3 protein-coding genes are annotated in these 24,696 nt (G+C 50.4%); all 3 read left to right on the top strand.

The features are described from left to right. Positions 1–24 precede the first annotated feature (24 nt). From ACWJJS_RS12225 to ACWJJS_RS12215, 3 genes are read left to right on the top strand one after another with little or no spacing between them, the layout of a single operon-like run. Positions 25–12,606: an SDR family NAD(P)-dependent oxidoreductase gene (locus ACWJJS_RS12225; RefSeq protein WP_454023607.1), complete on the top strand. Its 12,582-nt coding sequence runs from the start codon at positions 25–27 to the stop codon at positions 12,604–12,606. An 18-nt stretch (positions 12,607–12,624) separates the two neighbouring features. Continuing rightward, positions 12,625–18,921 (top strand): beta-ketoacyl synthase N-terminal-like domain-containing protein, encoded by a 6,297-nt coding sequence (locus ACWJJS_RS12220; protein ID WP_454023606.1) that lies wholly within the window; start codon positions 12,625–12,627, stop codon positions 18,919–18,921. A gap of 39 nt (positions 18,922–18,960) precedes the next feature. Further along, positions 18,961–24,663 carry an SDR family NAD(P)-dependent oxidoreductase gene (locus ACWJJS_RS12215; protein ID WP_454023605.1) on the top strand — a complete coding sequence of 1,901 codons (5,703 nt, stop codon included), beginning with the start codon at positions 18,961–18,963 and terminating at the stop codon, positions 24,661–24,663. Positions 24,664–24,696 lie beyond the last annotated feature (33 nt).

Raw genomic sequence — 24,696 nt, 5'->3', positions numbered from 1 at the left:
TTTTGTACAAGGGATGGTATCTTCATGAAATGTATTAACGAATTTTTAAGAACGGTAATAGCGGAAAAGCTGGGTGCCGAGGTGACCGAAGCAGAAGATAAAACCGCTTTTTTTACTCTTGGCGTGACGTCTCTCATCAGTGAAGAAATCATGACCATATTGCATAAAGAATTTACCGGCCTTTCTGAAACGCTGCTGTTTGAATATCCGAACATTGAGAAATTGAGTGAGTTTTTAAGTGCGCAGAAACGAAATCCCGAAAGCGTTCTTGAATTCAAAGAAACGGAGCCTGATACGGGAAGCCGGCAGGAAGAAGAATTGCTTCCTGTACAGGCGGCTGAAAAGGTGCCTGTACCGGGAACGGATAGGAGTTCTGATATTGCGGTTATCGGAATGAGCGGGATGTTTCCGAAAGCGGAAAACCAGCATGATTTTTGGGACAATTTAATGGAAAATAAAGATTGTGTCTCCGAAATCCCTGAGGACAGATGGGACAGCTCTTATTACTCGGAAGAGAAAACGGCAGAATACGCGTCATACAGTAAATGGGGAGGTTTTATTGATCGTCCGGATCGATTTGACCCGCTGTTTTTTTCTGTTTCCCCGTGGGAAGCTGATTTAATGGACCCTCAGCAAAAATTGTATGTCACGTGCTGCTGGGAAGCGATGGAGGATGCCGGTTACGGGAACCCGGCGGCGAGGCCGACGGATCAAATCGGTGTATTCGCCGGAGTGACCTGGAATGAATATTCATTAATTGCACACGAAGAAGGTTTCCTCAAAGATCAGTATAAAGGCCCCGGCTCCTTATATTGGGGCATTCCGAACCGGGTTTCTTATTTCCTTGATCTCCATGGGCCGAGCATCGCTGTTGATACGGCGTGTTCTTCATCGCTTGTCGCCGTCCATCAGGCTTGTCAGGCCATTATGTCGGGCGACTGTGAAATGGCGCTTGCCGGAGGCGTCAACCTCAGCTTACATCCGCAAAAATACATGTTTTTAAGCCAATCGCATTTTCTGTCTTCTGAAGGAAAATGCCGCAGTTTCGGTGAAGGCGGAGACGGTTACGTGCCCGGCGAAGGCGCGGGAGCCGTTTTGTTAAAACCATTGAAAAAAGCGATTGCGGACAACGACCACATCTACGGTGTCATTAAGGGGTCCGCCACTAATCACGGCGGCAAAACGACCGGGTATACGGTGCCGAATCCGGAAGCGCACCGGGACCTGGTTTTATCCGCTATAAACAGAGCCGCGGTAAGTCCGGCGGATATCAGCTACATTGAAGCTCACGGTACCGGCACGGCACTCGGCGATCCGATTGAGATACGCGGTCTGTCTATGGCATTTGAGAAACAGACCGATGAGAAAAATGACTGCGGAATCGGCTCGGTGAAATCCAATATCGGACATTTGGAAGCGGCTGCAGGGATCGCCGGTTTAATCAAGGTGCTTTTAAGCATGAAACATGAAACGCTTCCCGCCAGTCTGCACGCCGAGGAACTGAACCGCAAGATTTCTTTTTCTGATTCGCCATTTTATGTCGTCCGAAACAATCGGCCGTGGCCGGCTGAAGGAGATAAACCGAGAATCGCCGCAATCAGTTCATTCGGCGCAGGAGGCTCTAATGCCCATCTGATCGTAGGTGCTTATCAGCCAAAACGGCAAGCGGACGGGAATACTGAGCAAAAACCGCATGCCGTCGTACTAAGCGCACATTCCGAACAGCAGCTGAAAGAATATGCCGGGAAATTGAGCTCCTTTCTTGCCCGATTGGAAAACTTGCCTTCTGCCGGCGGATACAGCCTGGAAAATATCGCTGCCACCCTATTGTCAGGCAGAGAGCCTTTCTCCTTCCGGCTTGCGGTAATCGCATCATCTCTTTCTGAGCTGAAACAGCGATTGGACGGATTTGTGAGCGGTCACAGCGGCGGCAGGCATATTTACTTCGGAAAAGCGTCACCCGGGCGGCCGGACGTTTCTGGCCAATCCGTTTCAGATCCTGAAAAATTTGCCGCGCTGTGGGTGAAAGGCTTTCAAGGTTGCAAAAAGCCGGAAACGCCGTATCAGAAAGTTCCGCTTCCTACGTATCCGTTTTTAAAGGAAACGTCCTGGCTGACCGATCAAAAAAAGCGGTATACAAAAAAGCCCCAAAATACCAAAAGGCGTGAAGCGCTGCATCCTCTGCTAGATGAGAATGTTTCATCCGCCCGGAAAGGGACGTTTCAAAAGATATTTTCCAAGGATGAATATTTCTTTAAAGATCATTTAGTGAACGAAAAATACGTGCTCCCCGGAGTCTGTCATCTGGAAATGGCGGCATACGGCGCGGCATTGTGGGGAGAACGCCCGGCCGTCTCTCTCCAAAATGTGTGGTACATGGAACCGATTGTGACAGGGACAGACCCAAGATCCGTCATGATAGAGTTTGAAGCGGAAAAAGAGCGTATAAGCTATGTCATTAAGGAAAAAGGAGCGGCCGGCACTCTCTTTTCGCAAGGAGAAGTGATTTGTAAAGAAAAAGGAGCGCCTTTTGAGGTCCAGGTCTTTCAGCTCCCGGCGTTATTTTCGCAGAGAACGGAGCCGAAAGACATCTATCACTCGTTCTCTGAGGCGGGAATCGTGCAAAAGGACAGTTTTCAGGTCATCCGCGAATTTTCTTATACAGAAAGGAAAGCACTGGCCAAATTAACGCTCCCGTCACACTTGGAAGCCGATTTTAAACAGTACATCCTGCACCCGTCCTTAATGGATGGCGCTGTTCAAACCGCAATGGCGCATGTGCTGCAATTTCAAAAAGAGCCTGCGCTTATCGTACCGTTTTCCTTCGGAGAAATACAGCTGCTTAAACCGTTAGCGAAAACCGTATTTGTGCATGCGGAGGTAAAAGCGGCCTCCGTTCACCAATTTGATTTGCATATTTGTGATGAGCGCGGCGTGCTGCTGGCGGCAGTGAAAGATTTTATCATAAAAGAGGTGCAGGAAAGCGCCGGGTTTAACCAAAAAGCCGGCTTCACGCCGAAGAAAAGCCGTGAAACGGAATTGCTTATGACACCGGTTTGGAACACCGTCACCATTCCGGAAACCGGCATGTCTTTCATGCGTGAAGAAAAAATAATCGTCATCGGGGGCGGGCCGGATTTTCAGCAGGCTTTGAAAGAGATGTATTCCGATGTCCGTTTTCCGGACATCACTTCTTTGGACAGCGCGGAACAAATGGCTGAAACACTGAAAGCGCAAGGCTCTTTTCAACACATGATATGGGCGGCGCCGGATCATCCGATTCCATCCGTTTATGATGCGGATACGGCCGACGGACAGGAGCACGGGGTCATGCAGCTTTTCCGGCTGGTAAAATCGCTTCTGCTTCTGAATTTTGACACGGAACAACTATCATTGACACTCTGCACGTTTCAAGCACAGCCGATTCATGAACATGATGAGGTTAATCCGAGTCATGCAAGCATACACGGATTAGCGGGATCGCTCGCAAAAGAATACAGCAATTGGAGCATCCGGCTTCTTGATTTGGAATCTCAAAGGGGAGACCGGCATCTTCCCGATATCTTCTCTTTACCGGCGGACCCCGAGGGAAACCCGTGGGTCTTTCGTGCAGGTCAGTGGCACCGCCAGCAATTGGCCGTCTGCCAGACTCATGCAGGTGAGCCTTCATTATACCGGCACGGCGGGGTTTATGTGATTATCGGCGGAGCAGGCGGAATAGGAGAAGTATGGACTGAATATATGATTCAGACCTATCAGGCGAAAATTGTCTGGATCGGGAGACGGAAAAAAGATACACAGATTGAAAGAAAGCTGAAAAGACTTGCGGCTTTAGGTCCCGCACCGCAATATTTCAGCGCGGATGCTGCGGATTATGATTCTCTCAAGCGGGCGTATGACACCATTGTGAAGGAACATGGAAAGGTGCGCGGAATCATTCATTCCGCCATCGTGTTATCAGACCGGAGTTTTGCCAATATGGAAGAGGACCAGTTCCGCGCTTCACTTTCTGCAAAAACTGATGTCAGCTTGCAGATTGCCCGGGTAGCTGAAGGGGAACCGCTGGATTTCTTGCTGTTTTTCTCTTCGATGATGTCGTTTCAAAAAGCGCCGGGACAGAGCAATTATGCCGCCGGGTGCACGTTTAAAGACGCTTTTGCTAAGCGGATCTCACAAAAAGCGCCGTATGCCGTAAAGGTTGTCAATTGGGGCTTTTGGGGAAGTGTCGGCGTTGTCGCTTCAGAACAATACCGGAAACGGATGGAGCGGGACGGAATCGCTTCTATTGAGGCGCCCGAAGCGATGAAAACGCTGGAAACCCTGCTTTCGGGACCTTATGACCAGCTGGCGCTGATCAAAACGACAGATCCGGTTTTTATGAAAGATGATCTGAAAGAACAAGTAACGGTTTATCCGGAAAAGATTCCTTCCGCACTCGGACAATTAGCGGTTAACATCACGCAGAATGACGAAGCTGAGCGGGTAAAAGCATCAAATGTCATGAGCTGCATGAGAGAGATGGAATCCCTCATTGAAAAAATACTTGTATCAACCCTTTATGAGATGGGCACAAGGCTTGATGAGACTTTGCCGTTATTTCAATCGGCTGCCGGCATAACGGAACAATACAGCAGATGGCTGAAAGAGAGCTTTGTCTTCCTGACTGAATTAGCGCTTGCTCAGGAAAAAACGGATTTAGGGCAGGTGTGGGAGGAATGGGAGCGGAAAAAAGAGACTTGGCTGCGCCAGAAAGACATGAGGGCGCATGTCAGATTGGCAGAAGAGACATTGCGTGTGCTTCCAGACATTTTAACCGGTAAGCTTCCGGCAACGGAAGTGATGTTCCCAGACTCCTCTTTCCGTCTTGTGGAAGGTATTTACCGCAATAATATCATTTCTGATTTTTTCAATGACAAGCTTGCTGACACATTGATTGCAGTTCTGCGGGAACGTCTGGAAAAAGACCCGCAGGCGAAAATCCGCATTTTAGAAATCGGAGCCGGAACGGGCGGGACGAGCGCCGCGGTCATGAGAAAATTGAAACCGTATGAAGCGCATATTGCCGAATATTGTTTCACGGATATTTCTAAAGCATTTCTTTTACATGCAGAAGACATATTCGGTCCGGAATATCCTTATGTCACTTATAAAATATTCAACGCTGAGCAGCCGGTATCAACAGAAGTGCCGGACATCGGCACGTATGACGCAGTGATCGCGACCAATGTGCTTCATGCGACAAAAAATATCCGCTCTACGCTGCGCCATGCGAAAGCAATGCTGCAAAAAAACGGCCAGTTGTTTATAAATGAGATCAACAGCCGCACCATATTTAACCATGTGACATTCGGCCTTCTTGAAGGCTGGTGGCTGTATGAGGATCATGATTTACGGATTCCGGGCTGTCCGGGGGTTGAGCCGGCCGGCTGGGGGGAAGCGCTTTCACTTGAAGGATTCGTCCATCCTCTGTTTCCGGCTGAAGCCGCACACGACTTGGGCCAGCAGATTATAGCGGCTGAAAGTGACGGAACGGTCAGGCTTGCCCTCCCGCAGGCGTCAGAAGAAAAACCGGAGCGCCGTCCGTATGACGCAGATGGTCTTTCGGATGATACCTTGCATTTCAGCTTGAGAGAAAAAAGCGTTGAACTGATGAAGAAGGTAATCGGTGAAGCGCTTAAAGTGCCGGCGCATCGTCTTTTATCCCATGAACCTTTAACCGCATACGGATTGGATTCCATACTGGTCGTCAGACTGACCAACGCGTTAAAAGACGTCTTCGGTTCTGTCAGCAGCACTTTGTTTTTTGAATATCAAACCATTGATGAGCTTGCTGATTACTTTCTGTCTTCCCGTAAAGAAGCGCTCGAGCGGCAATTCGGGAATGGACGGGCTCATCCTGAAAACGCCGAACGGGTGCAGGCTCCCGCAGAAAGCGCCGCGCCGATTCCAAACGTAAGGGAACGGGGCATCACATATCTGACGGAATTAATAGGAAAAACGCTGAAGATTCCGAGCGGGAGAATGGATCCGTCGGTTTCCTTAACCGCATACGGTTTGGATTCTATTCTGGTCGTCAGGCTTACAAATGCTTTTCGTAACGTGTTTGACCAAATGACCAGCACCCTCTTTTTTGAATATCAGACGATAGAAGAAATCGCGGATTACCTGCTTCTTTCTCAGCGGGGAGCATTTATGAAAGCAATGGGTGTGCGTGAGGAGCAGCTGTCTGATCACACAGATAACCTGAATGTAATTCCTCAAAACGAGGAAGGCAGCAGGACAAACGGAGATCCCTATATCCAGGATATCGCTGTCATCGGTCTGTCAGGCCGGTATCCGGGCGCCGCTCACGTTGATGAGCTGTGGGAAAATGTAAAAGCCGGCAGGCATTCTATTACTGAAGTGCCGAAAGATCGCTGGGACTGGAAAACGTTTTATAACGAGGAACGCGGAAAATGGGGGTCCATTTATTCAAAATGGGGCGGTTTCCTCGATGACATTGATAAATTTGATCCGCTGTTTTTCCGTATATCTCCCGCGGAAGCTGAAAGGATGGACCCACAGGAAAGGTTGTTTCTGCAGACTGCTTATTCAAGCATTGAAGATGCGGGGTACACCCCGGCCACGCTATGTGACAGCCGGAAAATCGGAGTCTTTGTCGGTGTGATGAACAGCAATTACCCGACAGTTCCCAGCGACTGGTCTATCGCAAACAGAGTATCGTTTTTGTTCAATTTCCAAGGGCCGAGTATGGCAGTGGATACAGCCTGCTCTTCTTCTTTAACAGCTGTCCATCTCGCTGCAGAAAGCCTGCGGAGCGGAATGAGTGAAACAGCGATTGCCGGCGGAGTCAATCTTATCGTTGATCCGGCTCACTATGAGCGGCTGTCCGCTTTTTCAATGCTGTCTCCCGGTGATAAATGCAAATCTTTCGGAGACAGGGCGGACGGTTTTGTTGACGGTGAAGGAGTAGGGGCGATTGTGTTAAAGCCGCTTGCTCAAGCGGAGAAAGACGGCGATCATATTTACGGCGTTATCAAAGGAAGCATGCTGAACGCAGCAGGCAGGACAAACGCTTATATGGTGCCGAATCCGAAAGCGCAGTTTGATCTGATCGCAGAGACGTTGAAACGGACAGACATTCACCCGAGAACGGTCAGTTACTTGGAAGCCCACGGAACGGGCACTGCGCTCGGTGATCCGATTGAAATCGACGGGTTAACGAAAGCTTTTCGCCTGACAACAGAAGACCGGCAGTTTTGTTCCATCGGTTCAATTAAATCAAATATCGGACATTTAGAAAGCGCTGCCGGGATTGCGGGAATCACCAAACTGCTTCTCCAATTGAAACATAAGAGGATTGCCCCTTCATTGCATGCGGCGGAATTGAATCCGAATATTGAGTTTGAGCACACTCCGTTTTTCGTACAGCAAAAAGAAACGGAATGGAAACGACCTGTCTTAAATATCACGGGTGAAATGAAAGAATATCCGAGAATTGCCGGTATTTCCTCATTTGGAGCAGGAGGTTCAAACGCGCATGTCATCATTCAGGAATATGTGCCGTCTGACAGCCTGAAACCAATGGAAAACGCGTCTGTTTCTCCGCAAAAACCGGCTGTTATTATTTTATCAGCACGAAATGAGCAGCAATTGACAGAGCGCGCCCGCCAGCTTCTGGATGATGTCATAAGAAAAAAACGTTCTGACGGGGATTTGGCCAAAATCGCTTACACGCTTCAGGCGGGAAGAGAACCGATGGCTGAGCGGCTTGCATTTACGGCCGAGTCGATAGAAGAACTGAAAATGAAGCTTATGAGTTTCTCAAACGATCATAATATCGAACATGCTCATATCTGGCGGGGCAGGACAGCCAAACATCATTCATTGGCGGCTTCGCTCACTTCCGATGAAGATATGGCGCTTACCATAAATGCCTGGCTGAAAAAAGGGAAATACGGAAAGCTGCTTGACCTTTGGGTTAAAGGACTTGACGTCGATTGGTCAGCTCTTTATCAGCGCAACCCGGGCCGCATCAGTCTCCCGGCTTACCCTTTTGCCAAAGACCGATATTGGGTCACAAAAGCTGATGTGTCACTTGACAAAACAGGCTCAGCGGAAAGTGAGAAAGCAGCCAGACTTCACCCGCTGCTCCACGCGAATACATCGACCTTTACCGCCCAGCGCTTTACTTCTGTTTTTTCAGGGCATGAACCGTTTTTTGCTGATCATATCGTCAATGGAAAACCGGTGCTTCCGGGCGCGGCTGCTTTAGAAATGGCCCGGGCCGCCGTTACACTTGCCGCTGAGGACTTGCCGGGCGGGAAAGCGGGTGTCCGGCTCAAACAGATCGTTTGGCTCCGCCCGGTGACGGCGCTTTCTGAAGGCGTGACGCTTCATGTAAAGCTTCAGCCGGAAGAAAACGGAGACATTGCTTTTGAAGCGTATGCCGAAGGGGAAGAGCCGCTTGTCTTTTTCCAGGGAAAGGCCGTGCTCGAAGAGACGGAGCGTGCTCCTGTACTCGATGTGGAGGCGGTTCAGGCGCGCTGCGGCGGCCGGCGCATGTCAAAGGCTGAGTGCTATGAAGCATTCGACAGCCTCGGCATCACCTACGGACCGTCTCATCAGGCGCTTGACGCCGTCTATGCCGGAAGCGGAGAAGTGCTCGCGAAGCTCACTCTTCCGCCGTCCGTCCGCGAAGAAAAGGAGCCGTTCATCCTGCATCCGAGCATGCTGGACGCCGCCCTTCAGGCTTCTATCGGTCTCGTGCTCTCAGACGGTTCCGCGTCCGGACGGCCGTTTCTGCCGTTTGCCCTCCGGGATATGCAGGTGTTTTCTGCGTGCCGGGAGACGATGTGGGCGGTGCTTTCCTCAGCGGACGGCGCCTATCATATTGAGCTGTGTGATGAAAACGGCGAGGTATGTGTCCGATTGACGGGGCTCACCGCCCGTTTTCTGGAGGAGGAAACGGAGGGAAAACCGCTCTTGCTTCAGCCAAAGTGGCAGGAATCACCGCCGGGTGAAGACGGCGGACAAGAAGAGTCTTTCAGATACGTGACGCTGTATGGCGGAATGAACGCTGAGGACATAAACGTCGCCGTATGTGCGGCTGACGGCGAAGGTCCAATTGAAGACCGTTATGACGCCTGTGCGGCGGAGCTGTCAGCGATCGTCAAGCGTCTTATCAAAGAAAAACAGAAGGGAAAAACGCTGATCCAGCTTCTTGTCCCCGACAGGGGGGAAGACAATGTATTGGCGGGGCTGGCCGCTTTTCTGAAAACGGCTCACCTTGAACATCCGAAGCTGTACGGCCAAGTCATCCAAGCCGATCCGGACGAGTCAGCATCAGCGCTTTTTGCCAAGCTGAAAGAAAACCGGGCGCACCCTGAACAAGCGGAAATCCGTTATGAAGGCGGCAAACGTCTCGTCAGAAACTGGCGTCATCTGCCACCTCAAAGCGGCACCGTTCCGTGGAAAGACAAAGGGGTTTACCTCCTCACCGGGGGAGCGGGCGGCATCGGACTGATTTTCGCTGAAGAAATAGCCTCCCGCGTCAAAAACGCCGTCCTCATATTAACGGGAAGGGCGGAAGCGCTTGATAAAGACCGCTCCGCCCGCTTACGGTGCTTGGAAGCGACGGGTGCCCGCGTACTGTATCAACCGGTTGACGTGACAGACAGGGCGGCGGTCATCGCCCTCGTCCGCGGCATACAGGAGGAGCACGGAACACTCGACGGGATCATTCACGGCGCCGGCGTGATCGCCGACAACTACATTCTGAACCAGACAGAAAACGAACGGAAGGCCGTCATGGCGCCGAAAGTGAAAGGGCTTATCAATCTTGATGAAGCAGCGAAAGATATGCGGCTGGACTTTTTCATTCTGTTTTCTTCCTTGGCGGGAGGCATGGGAAATCCGGGGCAGGCCGGTTATGCGGCAGCCAACGCATTTATGGACGTATATGCAGCCCGCCGAAACCGTCTCGTGCGGGACAACAAGCGGAGCGGGCAGACCCTGTCCGTCAACTGGCCGCTTTGGGAAGAAGGCGGTATGCGTGTGGACAAAGAGACAGAACGGCTGATGTATGAACAGACCGGAATGAAAGCCATGCGATCGGCTTCAGGCATCCAAGCGCTGTACGCCGCTTTTGCCTCCGGAGAACACCAGGTCATGGTGGCAGAGGGCGATGAGAAACGGATTCGAAAAAACCTGATGCCTGAAGCGTCGGAACCGTCACGTAGCATTCATGTGTCAAGGAAGATGCACGTCCATCTGCCAAATAAAGTACAAGCGGAACTCAAACATATGATATCAGGCATTCTGAAGGTGAAAGAAGAAGAAATAGATGCTGAATCAGAGATGAGAGATTATGGTTTTGATTCGGTTTCATTCACGCAGTTTGCAAATGAACTAAATAAAATGTATGGGCTTGAACTGACACCGGCCGTGTTTTTTGAATACCCGACAGTCTTTAGTTTTGCCCAATACTTGCTGACGGAACATCCGGATACATTCGGCTCACAGGAAGAAACAGAAACGGAGAAACCGGTTGAGCGTAAAAAAATGAAGACGGAGCCATTCTCGATTCCGTCCCGCCTTCCTAAAACAAAAACCGCAGCTGCACCTGAAGAGCCCGTGGCGATAATCGGAATCAGCTGTGCATTTCCAATGGCTGAAAATCCGGAAATGTTTTGGGAGAATTTAGCCGGAGAAAAAGACTGCATTTCTGAAATACCGCCGGAGCGCTGGGACTGGAGACAGTATTACGGAGATCCGCAGAAAGATAAAAATGCGAGCAATGTAAAGTGGGGCGGCTTCATTGATGAAACCGCTCAATTTGATCCTTTATTCTTCGGTATTTCTCCGCATGAAGCCGAAATGATGGATCCTCAGCAAAGACTTTTAATGATGCATGTATGGAAAGCGATTGAAGATGCCGGCTGCTCTGCCAAAAGCCTGTCAGGTACAAATACAGGCATTTTTGCAGGCACGGCAAACAGCGGTTACGCCCAGGAAGCTTCAAAGTTCCATATAGAGATTGAGGGTTCTTCCGCCGCCGGAACGGTTCCGTCAATCGGTCCGAACCGCATGAGCTATTTTCTGAATATACATGGGCCGAGCGAACCGATTGAAACCGCCTGTTCAAGCTCATTGGTCGCTGTCCACCGTGCGGTCAGAGCAATTCAGGCCGGAGACTGCGGCATCGCGATTGCAGGAGGCGTCAATGCTATTGTGTCGCCGGATATGCATATCAGCTTTAATAAAGCGGGAATGCTCAGTGAAGACGGGCGCTGCAAAACATTTTCCGATCAAGCGGACGGGTATGTCAGAGCTGAAGGTGCCGGCATGATTGTTTTGAAAACATTATCCGATGCGGAACGTGACGGCGACCGTATTTATGCCGTTATCCGCGGAACGGCGGAAAATCATGGCGGAAGGGCGGCTTCCCTTACATCGCCGAATCCGAAAGCGCAGACAGAAGTCATGATAAAAGCGTATCAGCAAGCGAACATCGACCCCCGTACAGTGAGTTATATTGAAGCCCACGGCACGGGAACGGCGCTCGGAGATCCGATAGAAATCAACGGACTCAAAGCGGCTTTTGCAGCGCTTTATCAGAAAGCCGGAGTAACGGCACCCGAGCAGCCTCATTGCGGCCTCGGTTCCGTCAAAACGAATATCGGCCACACAGAGCTTGCCGCCGGCATGGCCGGTCTTTTAAAAATTATTTTGCAGATGCAGCACAAAACGCTCGTTAAAAGTCTGCATTGTGAAACCGTTAATCCGTATATCAGCCTCGACGGCAGCCCGTTTTATTTCGTCCGCGACACTCAGCCGTGGAAAGCGGCGACTGATGATAGCGGAAATGAACTGCCGCGGAGAGCGGGTGTCAGCTCGTTCGGATTTGGCGGTGTCAATGCTCATGTCGTGCTCGAAGAATATGTTTCTCCTGTTGAAGAGAAACAATGGACGGCCGGTGAACTTCAGCGGTCCTTATTCATTCTCTCGGCAAAGACGGCGGAACAGCTGAAGGAACGTGCGGAACAGCTGCGCAGATATTTGGAAAAGTCACATTCAGCTGACGGAGCTCTTGCGGATATCGCTTATACGCTTCAGCTTGGCCGGGATGAAATGGAAGAGCGCCTTGCCGTCATTGCTGAAACAAAAGAAGAGCTTACGAACGCGCTGAATGATTTCCTCAGCGGCAAGGAGACGGGGCAGAATTTCTTTACAGGCCGGAACAAAGCGATGAAACAGCTGTTTACAGAGATGACGGACAATGCAGAAATGAGCGGGGCCGTAGATCAATGGATTGAAGCAGGAAAGTATGCAATGCTTGCAAAATTATGGGTGCAAGGCTTGCATGTTGATTGGAGTAAATTGTATCAGGACGAAAGACCGAAAAAAGTCAGCCTGCCCGTCTATCCTTTTGCGAAAACACATTGCTGGATACCGCACAGTGCGCAGCATATAAGGCACCGGGAGACTTACGGGACTGATACGTCCCCGCTTGAGACTTATGAGCGCCTGCTTGATGAATTGGAGAAAAACGAAATAAGCATAGAAGCCGCTGTAAAAAGAACGATCGGTTTTTACAGGGATTAGCGTAATGGAGGAAACCATATGAAAGAGTTTCTGTACCGGGTTTTTTCTGACGTCAAAAATAAAAAAATGACAAAACAGGATGCGATCGGCATTTTGCGTGATTATGATATGCGGATGGGACTTCGCCAAGCGGCTTCCCTTCATCCGCTTGCTCAGCAGCATATTTCCGATGAAACGGGACAGGGATTCTCGGCAGCTTTCAGCGGCCGGGAATTTTTTCTCGCTGATGTTTCTTTACAGCATAAAAAGCTTATGCCTGGAGAACTTCTTTTGGAAATGGCGAGAGCTGCGGCTGTTTTGACAGTAAAGGAGACTGCGGCTGTCCGGCTGACGCATATCGTGTGGTCAAAGCCCATTCTGACTGAGGCTGAGCCGTTCCATATCGAAATCAGGCTGATACCCGCAGAGGGTGAAGCCAAAAGGTTTGAGATTTATAATCCATTTTCTGCTGATTCCAGTCATTATGATGTGTACAGCCAAGGGACGATTCAGCCAGTTGATGCTGCGCCCGGCATGCTGGATATCAGCCGCTTGATGGAAAACAGCGGTTCCCTGATGGATCAGCAGCAAATTGAAGCCATCACTCAGAACGATACCGTTCAATACAGTGAGCACATGAAAGGAATTGAGCGTATTTACGCCTCAGCAGGACGGATGCTGGCAGACATATCAATTCCATTGACAGACCAAAAAGAATCCGCCCGATTCGGCCTCCCTCCCTGTGTGATGCAAAGTGTGACAGAGGCATGCGCGCTGCTTGGCGGCAAAGAATATAAAACGCTCGCCCCGGTTTCATTGGACGAGCTTTTGTTTTATGAATCTTGTCCTGACAAGGTATGGGCCGAGATACAAGAGAAGGCGGGGAGCTTTTATATTGATTTATGTGATGAAGAAGGAAAAATATGGGCTTCCCTGTCGGGGTTGAAGCTGCAGCCTGTCATCAAGACGGGCGCTTCCGGAAAAACCAATACCGAACACCGCAGTGAACGTTTGTATGAACAAACGCTTCTTCAGCTCAAAACGCTTTTTGGCCTGACTGCAAAAATTGCTGTTTCCAACATAGATACTGAAGAGCCGCTGGAAACTTACGGAATCGACTCAGTCACTGTGACGAAATTGAACCGCGAATTGTCTCTGCTTTTCGGTGACCTTTCCAAAACGGTTTTTTACGAATATAAGACACTGGGCTCCCTGGCAGCTCACTTTGTCACGGATTATCCGAATGAATGCCGAAAATGGACAAATGATGATGAGCACCGTTCAGGCATATCAGAACAGGTTTTGGCAAATGAAGATTTTCCGGTGCTTCCGTCGTTTATCAAGCGAAAGAAACGGCCTGCTTTTTCCAATGAGAAACAGACAAAAGAAGGGATTGCGATTATCGGCGTCAGCGGACGTTATCCGCAAGCTGAAACACTTGAAGCGTACTGGGATAACTTAGCGGCCGGAAAAGACTGTGTGACGGAAATTCCCGAAGAGCGCTGGGAAAAGGACAAGTACTACAACCCTGATCCCGAAGCGGCCGTGAAAGCAGGGAAAAGTTACAGTAAGCGGGGCGGGTTTCTGAAAGATGCCGCTTTCTTTGATCCGCTGTTTTTTCAAATTTCACCCCGTGATGCTTTGAATATGGACCCGCAGGAGCGTCTCTTTATTGAAATGTGCTGGCAGGTGCTGGAGGATGCCGGTTATACGAAGGAACAGCTTGAGAATCTGTATAACGGCCGGGTCGGCGTTTTTGCGGGCATTACGAAAAACGGGTACGGAATGTACTGGAAAAACGGCGGCACCCTGCAGCCGAAAACGTCGTTCAGTTCAGCGGCCAACAGAGTTTCCTATTTTCTTAATCTGAAAGGGCCGAGCATGCCGGTCGACACGATGTGCTCGTCTTCGCTGACTGCAATTCATGAAGCGTGTGAAAACATCCTTCGCGGCGAATGTGACATGGCGATTGCCGGCGGTGTGAATGTGTATACGCATCCTTCGGCTTATGCGGAGCTCAGCGCCTATCGAATGCTTTCAAAAGACGGAACGTGCAAAAGTTTCGGTGAAGGCGGGGACGGATTTGTTCCCGGGGAAGGCGTCGGGGCCGTGCTGTTAAAGCCGCTGTCAAAAGCGATGGCTGATAAGGACCATATTTACGGGGTGATTCGCGGCACTCATATCAATCACGGCGGCAGAACAAACGGGTATACAGTGCCGAGTCCGAGCGCCCAGGCTGACGTGATTTCCGGCGCGCTTGAAAAATCAGGAATACATCCGCGGATGATCAGCTGTATCGAAGCCCACGGCACGGGCACTGAACTCGGAGATCCGATCGAAATTGACGGTTTGACCCGGGCATTTCAAATGAAAACGTCAGATAAAGGCTTTTGCGCCATCAGCTCAGTTAAATCCAATATCGGGCATTTGGAAGCCGCGGCAGGCATTGCCGGTGTAACAAAACTGCTGCTCCAGTTTCAGAAACGAAAGCTGGCCCCTTCATTACATTGCCGAAAATTGAATCCGAATATTGCATTCGACCGGACGCCGTTTGCGGTGCAGCGTGAATTGGCAGACTGGAAACGGCCGGTCATTGAGGAAAACGGGGCGCAGAAAGAGATTCCGAGAATCGCGGGAATCTCTTCTTTTGGCGCGGGCGGGGCAAATGCCCACATATTGATAGAAGAATATATTGAACCTGATAGGGAGATTTCTGAGCCATTCACAGATGAAGATCCCGCAGTCATTTTATTATCCGCCAAACAGGAGGCCAGCCTGAAGCAGCGGGCGCAGCAGCTTCTTCAAGCGGTCAGAAAAAATGACGTCACAGACCGTAGCCTCCGGGATGCGGCTTACACCCTTCAAACCGGAAGAGAAGCGATGGAAGAACGTGCGGCGTTTATCGTGACGTCGACAGAGCAGTTAGCGGAAAAACTGCAGCGTTTTATTGACGGCGGAACAGACGGCTGCTTCAGGGGAAAAAGCAAACAGTATAAAGATATTCTAGCCGTTTTTAAGGATGAAGATATGCAGGAAGCCGTCCGTAAATGGATGAAAAGAAAAAAATTCGCAAAGCTTCTGGAACTTTGGGTAAAAGGGCTGAAGATTGATTGGTCAGAGCTTTATAACGGCAGCCTGCCGCATCGCGTCAGCCTTCCCGGTTATCCATTTATAAAGGATCGTTATTGGCCGGACGATGCAGCGCCGGACAATGTTCGTGATGCTGAAACACATTCTGAAACATTTCGTGAATTCCGCTTTTTACAGAAAAGCTGGGCAGAAAGCAGCCGTGTTCCGGTTAAGGAAGTGCGGGGCGTCATCGGAATAGCTGCTGATCACCAGACAGGAAATTTGGCCGTTGAGCTGTCCCGTTATTTCCCCGAGTCTGAAATCATTGACGCTGCATCACCGGAAATATCCGGGGACGCGGCCCGGTTTGGCGGTCTGATTGATGTGACGGGGTGCGGGACGGAAATCAAGCATGATGACGGCTGGATTCATCGTCTGCAGTGTCTCATTGACAACAGAAACCGCGGCCGAAAGCTTCAGCTGCTTTGTGTGACAAAGGGGCTTGAACCTTTTGCAAATGAAACGATAAATCTTTCAGGTGCAAAAAAGGCCGGATTGTACCGGATGCTCCAAAGTGAGTATAAGGATATCCGCTCGCGGCATATGGATGCAGAACGGACTGCCGAAGATCCCGAGCTGGCAAACCAGATCGCAGAGGAGTTTTTTCGCGATTCTGCAGACATCGAAGTGTGTTACCGAAACGATGTGCGCTATCACGCGCGGTTAAAGGAAACAAACAGCTTAGCTGAAAAAGAATTTTCATTTCCGAAAGACCATGTGCTCTGGATCACCGGAGGGACCCGGGGACTCGGATATTTATTCGCCCGGCATTTTGCCGAACGTTACGGAGTCACGAAACTCGTGCTTACCGGAAAAGAAACAATGCCTCCGAAAGCGGAGTGGGATGATCATATCAAACGGAATTCCCCGTTTTCCGATAAAGTGAGAAGAATCAGAGAGCTCGAACAAAAAGGTGTCCGGACGGAAGTGCTGACTGTATCTTCCGGTCCTGAATATGAGCAGGCCGTCAGCCGGGTGAAAGAGAAGATGGGGCCGATAGGAGGCGTGATACACGCAGCGGGAGCCGTAGATCTCGATCATCCAGCCTTTATCCGCAAAACGAGAGAACAGATGATGCCCGTGCTTGAACCTAAAACAGACGGACTGGACCTTTTGTATCAAGCGCTGCACAAGGAGCCTCTCCGATTTTTTGCGCTGTTTTCTTCAGTGTCCGGCGTGATGCCCGAATTAGGAGCGGGACAAAGCGATTATGCCATGGCTAACGCCTATATGGATTATTTTGCGGCCGCAAAAGGTTTTCCGGTGCTGAGCATCCAATGGCCGAGCTGGAAAGAAACGGGTATGGGCGAATCAAAAAGCCGGGCCTATCTGAAAAGCGGTTTAAAGAGCATCACTGACAGAGAAGGGCTGAGTCTGTTTGATGCCGTTATGGCAGGCGATTGCGGATCTGTTATTATGCCGGCCGTCATTCACCCGGAAAAATGGGAGCCCGACCGTCTGATGCTTTCAACCGGCCTTACCGAAACAAAGCAGCATGTACAGGGTGAGACAGAAAGCGTAGAGGAGTGGCTGACGGGCATTTGCTGCCGGGAATTAAGACTGGAGCCGTCAAGATTTGAATCTGATACACCGTTTCAAGATTACGGAGCCGATTCCATCATGCTTGCCCAAGTGTCCAGAGCGATCGGAATGAGGATCAAAGCTGACCTTGACCCGGCGGTGCTGTATGAATACCCTACGGTTGCTGCGCTGGCGGGATGGCTTGAAACGGCATATCCGGAAATCAAAGATGCCGTTTCAAAACCGGTTCAGCCTGTAATCCCGGACGTTCCCAAACAAACAGCAGCCGCTGTCATTCAGCCTTCTGGCGCTGCAGCGGCGCAAGACATCGCTGTTGTCGGAATGTCCTGCCGTTTTCCGGGAGCTGAATCAATTGAAGCTTATTGGAAGCTGCTGTCTGAAGGAACGTCGGCCATTCAAAGGGTGCCGAAAGAGCGCTGGAAAACGGAGAAGGCGGATTATGCGGGCCTTTTAAAAAATGTAACGCATTTTGACCCGGAGTTTTTCCTTATTCCCGAAGAAGACATCAAGGCAATGGATATCCAGTCCTTTCTTATATTAGAAGAGGCGCTTCATCTGTTCAGAGACAGCGGTTACTCTTTACAAGAAATGAAAGGCAGGTCAGCCGGTGTCTATTTAGGAGGACGCGGCGGCAGTATGCCTGACGAAAACCGTCTGAAGCATGCAAAAAATCCGATAGTCGCCGCCGGCCCGAATTACTTGGCGGCCAATCTTTCTCAGTTCTTTGATTTGAAGGGGCCGAGTCTCGTTTTGGATACGGCCTGTTCTTCAGCGCTTGTCGGTATGAATATGGCGATACAGGCGCTTTCTTGCGGTGAAATCGACTCAGCGGTGGTTGGGGGAGTCAGTCTGCTGGAATCCGGTCAAACCCACCGGATGTTCGAACTTCGCAATCTGTTAAGCGAAGAGCCTGCGTTTCATATTTTTGACCGCCGCACCGGAGGCATCGTATTGGGAGAAGGCGTCGGAATGGTGTATTTAAAAACAGCGGCCCAGGCTGTAAAAGACGGGGACCGGATTCATGCGGTCATTAAAGGCATTTCCGTAAACAATGACGGCAGAACCGCGGGGCCTGCCACACCGAATATACAGGCGCAGAAAGAAGTGATGGCCAAGGCGCTTGCCAAAAGCGGCAGAAAAGCGGAGGATATCAGCTACATTGAAGCAAACGGTTCAGGCTCTGAAGTAACCGACCTTTTGGAACTGAGGGCGATTGAAGCGGTGTACCGTATGCAAAACAGCGCGCCTTGCGAATTGGGGTCGATGAAGCCGAATATCGGACACCCGTTATGCGCTGAAGGGATTGCCGGATTCATTAAAACAGTGCTTATGCTTTCGCGCCGAATGCGTGTGCCTTTCCTTTCGGGCAAAGAGCCGATGACGCATTACGATCTGTCCGCCTCGCCGTTTTATTTTTCGCACGTTCTGCGTGAATGGACGGATTCACCGCGGATTGCCGCCGTCAGCAGCTTCGCTGACGGAGGGACGAATGCCCATGTCATAGTGGAAGCCTGGGAGCAAGAGGCGTACACCCCGGTTAGAAAGCCTTTGCCGAGACAGGAATTAAAACGCCGGCCCATCCGTCCGGACAAAGCTGAAAACCTGCATGAAAACGCACATAAGTCCCGCCCGAATACGTTTTGGAAACAAATGAAGACTTACTGATTGCGCTGAAAATTGAACGTCGATATGGAGGAAGTTCATATGCAAGAGCAGCTTCTTATTAACAATCAGCATCCCGTTCTGAAACATCATAAAGCCTATGGAAAGGAACTGCTGCCGGGTCTGGCTTATATTGACCTGATCTATCAGACTTTCAGAGAAAACGGTTTTTTTTATGCCGGCCTTGAACTCAGGCACTTATCGATTTTTCACCCTTTAGCTCCTGAACAGGGAGAAACAATCCTGCTTTCCGTTGACTGTACAGAGAACGGCGAAGGGCAATGGAAGGTAGAGGTGAAAGGGCGAAAACAAGGTGACGAAGCAGCAGAGACAAAGATATATGCCGCGGCGCAAATGCATTCCGTCAAGCCCGCCGGCTTCCAAGAGAGCGTCCGGATGGATGCCGTAAAACAAACGGCGGCAGAAATACCGCTTGAGGACATTTACGCGGAATGCAGGGATCAAGAACTGGTTCATTCAGGAATGATGAAAGGCTGCGGAAGCGTCTACCAGACTGAAAAAGAGATTTATATTGATCTGTCGGTGCAAAAGGATCAGCTGGAACATGCAGGAGAGGCGATGTTTCATCCCGCATTGATAGATGCGAGCAGCATCGGCTCCAATGTATATCTCGCTCCTTTGACGAGGGAGGAGGGGCAATTATTTCTGCCGCTGTTTTATGAATCGTTTTATTGCGCCGAATTGCTGCAGACGACATGTATCACCAAGATAAAAAAAGAATCCGTCACCCGTAAGAAAGATCTCGTTTACGTGACAATGGAGTTTTTCAATGAGGAAGGCAGAAAAGTCGGCGAACTGAAAAACTTCGCCAATAAACGGGTGAGGGGCCCGGAACTGATCAATCAGAAACGGCAAAAGAAAGAACCTGACGGGCGGAATGCCGTCCCGGCTCCGCAAGCGGAACCGGCGCCTTCCGCCGGCCTTACTGAACAGTGCATCCTTTATTTAAAAGAATTGCTTGCCGCCCGATTGAACAAACCTGTGAAAGAGATCGACCCGGATATCGGCTACTATGAAATGGGGCTGGATTCTCCGGGGCTGTTGGACATGGTAAAGGAAATTGAACGAAAAATCGGAACGCAGCTTCTGCCGACGCTGTTATTTGAATACACGACAATCACGGAATTGGCGGGGTATTTGTGCGAACATTACGGAGCCGGCTTCGGCCGTGCTCAAAGCGGGCATTCAAATGCTGAACCTTTGCACAGGGAAAAAAAGAGGACGACCCAAATCCGTGTGAAAAAATCGGCGTCAGCCGGAACGCAGAATGGAGATATTGCGATTGTCGGGATGGCGGGACGGTACCCCGGCGCCAAAAATCTTCGTGAATTCTGGACAAATTTAAAAAATGGAGAAAACAGCGTAACGGAAGTGCCTCGTTCCCGCTGGGATACGAGGAAATATGAGCATTTGCGATCGCCGTCCGGCAAGCCGATTTCCAAATGGGGCGGTTTTATAGACGATCCGGATTGTTTTGATGCGAAATTTTTCCGGATTTCTCCGCGGGAGGCAGAAGCTAAAGATCCGCAAGAACGATTGTTTTTAGAAACATGCTGGGAAACGATTGAGGATGCGGGCTACACCCCGGAAACAATCGTTCAGCCGAAAGGGCCGAATAAGAGAATGAACGTCGGTGTGTTTGCCGGGGTGATGCATATGGATTATTCTCTCGCCGGCGCTGAAGCTGCGGCCAAAGGGCTGGTCTTTCCTTATCCCTTGAACTATGCGCCGATTGCAAACCGGGTTTCATATTTCTGCAATTTTCACGGGCCGAGCATGGCGGTTGACACGGTGTGTTCGTCATCTCTGACGGCCGTCCATATGGCGGCGGAAAGTCTGAGACGCGGTGAATGTGAAGCAGCTCTTGCCGGAGGCGTCAATTTATCATTGCACCCGACAAAATATATCACATACGGCTTGATGGATATGCATTCGAGTGACGGGCTGTGCCGCACGTTCGGCGAAGGCGGCACAGGCTATGTCTCAGCTGACGGCATCGGGGCCGTGCTGCTGAAGCCGCTTCACAAAGCCGAAGAAGATAAGGATCATATTTATGCGGTGATAAAAGGCAGCGCCGTCAATCACGTGGGAACCGTCAGCGGGATTACCGTGCCGAGCCCCGTGGCGCAGGGGGATATGATAGCCGAATGTCTTGAAAAGACGGGGATCGATCCCAGGACGATTTCTTATGTGGAAGCGCATGGAACCGGAACTTCTTTAGGAGATCCGATTGAAATACAAGGTCTTGTTAAAGCTTACCGCACGTTTACGGAGGATCGGCAATTTTGTGCGATCGGTTCCGTTAAATCGAATATCGGACATGCGGAATCAGCCGCCGGAATCAGCGGGCTTCATAAAACGGTTTTGCAGCTGTTTCACAAAACGCTTGTCCCTTCTTTGCACTCAGAGACGATTAATCCGTATCTCCGTTTAGAGGACTCGCCATTTTACGTGCAGCAAAAAACCGAGTCATGGAAAAAGCCGGCGTATACAGAGAACGGCAGAGAACATTCCTGTCCGAGACGCGCAGGCATCAGTTCATTCGGGGCGACGGGTTCAAACGTTCATCTCATTTTAGAAGAGTACAGGCCCAAAAACCCCGGCATTACGGAGAATCAAGAGAGACCGTATATCGTGCCTCTATCAGCGAAAAATCCGGAGCGGCTGAAGGAATACGCTGCCCGCCTGCTGATGTTTCTCAAAGATAAAGCGCTTGAAGGAAGCGGGCCGCTTTATGACAAAATAGATACAATGCAAAATCAGCTGGAAAATGCGCTGCGCGGTGCTCTGGCCGAAGTTCTGCATGTAGAGGCCGGCTCGGTAGATGGTGAACAGGATTGGAAGGAATTCGGCTTGGATGTCATGCAGCTGACACAGTTTTCTGAGCGGCTGACGGATCAATACGGGCTGGCAATAGACATGACTGATCTCATACAGCATACTTCCGTCCGGACTTTAGCAGAATGTCTGACAAACGATGAGAAACATAAGAATATTCTTTCCGGTCTTTTCGGTCAGTCCGGCTTAGAGAAGCAGTCTGATGAACCTTTTTCCCTGCGGTCACTGGCGTATACGCTGCAAACGGGACGGCTGGCAATGGAAGAACGGCTTGTTTTTTTAGTGAACGATCAAGCGGACCTGATCAGGAAATTAACCGAATTTACAGAACGAAAACGGCAGATTGACGGCTGCTTTCAAGGGCGGTCTGATAGCGGAACGGAAATCAGGGGTTTCCTGAATGATGATCAGGATACGGAGGAGCTGATCCGAAAATGGACGGACAGCGGCACTTACAAAAAACTTGCGGAGCTGTGGTCAAAAGGATTTGAGATAGACTGGACGCGGCTGTATCAGGAGGAGAAACCGCGCAGGATGAGTCTGCCGACGTACCCGTTTGCAAAGGACCGCTATTGGATACCGGAGCCCGATCATCCCGTCACTTCCGTAAATACAGAAAGCAGGCTTCACCCGCTGCTTCACCGCAATACTTCAGATTTGTTAGAACAAAAATTCAGCACGGTACTGAACGGAGATGAATTCTTCTTAGCCGATCATATCGTCCGAAACAAGCGTGTTCTCCCCGGGGCGGCTTATCTTGAAATGGCGAGAGCCGCGGCTGAACTGGCTGCCGCGCCGTTAGCCGCTGAATACACGGCTAAAACCGGCATTTCGCTGCGGTATATCAGCTGGATACGCCAGGCCGTTCATAAAAAAGAGCCGCTGCGTATGACGACAGGTCTTTCCTTAGAGGATAACGGCAATATTTCATTTCAAGTGTACAGCAATGAAAACGATTCAGACATTTATTGTGAAGGCAGTGCTGTGATTGAGCCGCTGTCTGAGGCGCCGGTTTTGCATATTGAACAGCTGAAAGCGCGCTGCCGCAAAAAAGTGCTGTCAAAAGAAGACTGCTATGCGGCATTTGCAAAGGCGGAAATTGTATACGGACCTTCACATCAAGGAATTGATCACATTTATTGCGGGGAAAAAGTAGCCTTGGCTAAATTGGTGCTCCCTGCTTCCGTTTGTGATGAGGCCGAACAGTTTGTGCTCCATCCGAGTCTGATTGATTCCGCTTTTCAGGCGGCCATCGGCGTTATGAATGAAGATAAAGCGGGTTATCCGGAGCAGCCGTTAATGCCTTTTGAATTGCATGAACTGACCGTTTTTCATCCGTGCAGTCCAAACATGTGGGCGGCCGTGTTTGTGACGCATGAAACACCGGCCGTGCGAAGAATGGACATTGATATATGTGATGAACGCGGCAATGTGTGTGTAAGAATAAAAGGATTTTCTGCCCGGATGGCCGAAAGTGCGCCGGCTGAAACGGATGACAAGCAATACGATCTGCCGGGTAACCTTACCGGAGCCGTCAAACTGATGCAGGTATGGGACGCGGAACCGATAGACAACCAAACCGGCTTCCCCATTTCTGAAGCAAAAGCTGTCATCATAGGCGGTACAGACGGGCAGGCGGACGCGGTTTTACGATTGTTTCCTAAAGCTGTGCGATTTGATAGCAGCCAAAGTGCTTCCGTTGAAGTGATATCCGATCGGCTCCGCCGTCTCGGTGAGATTCAGCATATGATCTGGTTTGCCCCTCAGCCGGCTGATTCTTACATCCATGATCAAAAAAGCGGGGTGCTGCAAATTTTCAGAGCGGCCAAAGCTCTTATCGGTCTCGGGTATGGAAAAGAGCAGCTCGGGATGACGGTGATTACGCACCAAGCACAGCCTATCACCCAATATGATGAGGTGCGTCCCGCTCATTCCAGTGTGCATGGTTTCGTCGGGTCTCTTGCAAAAGAACATCCGAGCTGGCACATCCGTCTGGTCGATCTTGAAGACGGGGGGGATTTCCCCGCAGAAGACATATTCAGCCTGCCCCGCGACCGTACGGGTAAAGCATGGGTGCGCAGACATCAGGAATGGCACCGGCCTCAATTGCTTCCGGTCCAAAGCGGGCCGTCTGAAAGTGTTCCTTACCGATATGGAGGCGTATATGTCATCATCGGCGGTGCGGGAGGCATCGGCGAGGTTTGGACAGATTATATGGTGACGACGTATAAAGCCCGAGTCGTCTGGATCGGGAGGCGGCCGCTGGACAGCCGGATACGCCAAAAAATAGACCGGTACCGGCCATCAGGCTCGGCTCCCGAATATATAGCCGCAGATGCTTCTGATCTTCCATCGCTTCAGCGCGTCTATGAACAGATTAAAAACACATACGGCACCATCAGCGGCGTCGTTCATTCAGCGATGGTATTTGCGAATGAAAGCGTAAAAGATATGGAAGAATCACAGTTTCGCGCCGGCCTTGCGGCGAAAGTGGATATTTCCGTCAACATTGCCGAAGTATTTGCGAAAGAGTCTTTGGACTTTATTCTCTTTTTCTCTTCGGTTATTTCATATATTAAGAATCCGAATCAAAGTCATTATGCGGCGGGGTGCGCATTTAAAGACGCATTTGCCCATGAGCTTTCCGGGCGGCTGTCATGCCCGGTCAAAGTGATGAACTGGGGGTATTGGGAGCGGGCTGACAATCACATTTCTGAAGAGTTTGACAGACTGAGTGCAATCGGTCTCGGACTGATCAGCCGGGTGGAAGGGATGCAGGCGCTGGAAACTCTGCTGACGCAGCCGATCTCCCGCATGGGGCTGATGAAGCTGACCAAGCCGATTCCGATCGAGGGAATGAACCCTCATGAATTTGTGACTATCTGATTGCCTGTCAAAATGACGGAGCAAATTTAATTT

It is taken from the genome of Bacillus sp. JK106 (assembly GCF_053663355.1).
This window is presented reverse-complemented; position numbering and strand designations above follow the sequence as displayed.

Excerpts from the sequence above, each read along its gene's own strand:
- ACWJJS_RS12225 (WP_454023607.1), top strand. The coding sequence starts at position 25 with ATGAAATGTATTAACGAATTTTTAAGAACGGTAATAGCGGAAAAGCTG.
- ACWJJS_RS12220 (WP_454023606.1), top strand. The coding sequence starts at position 12,625 with ATGAAAGAGTTTCTGTACCGGGTTTTTTCTGACGTCAAAAATAAAAAA.
- ACWJJS_RS12215 (WP_454023605.1), top strand. The coding sequence starts at position 18,961 with ATGCAAGAGCAGCTTCTTATTAACAATCAGCATCCCGTTCTGAAACAT.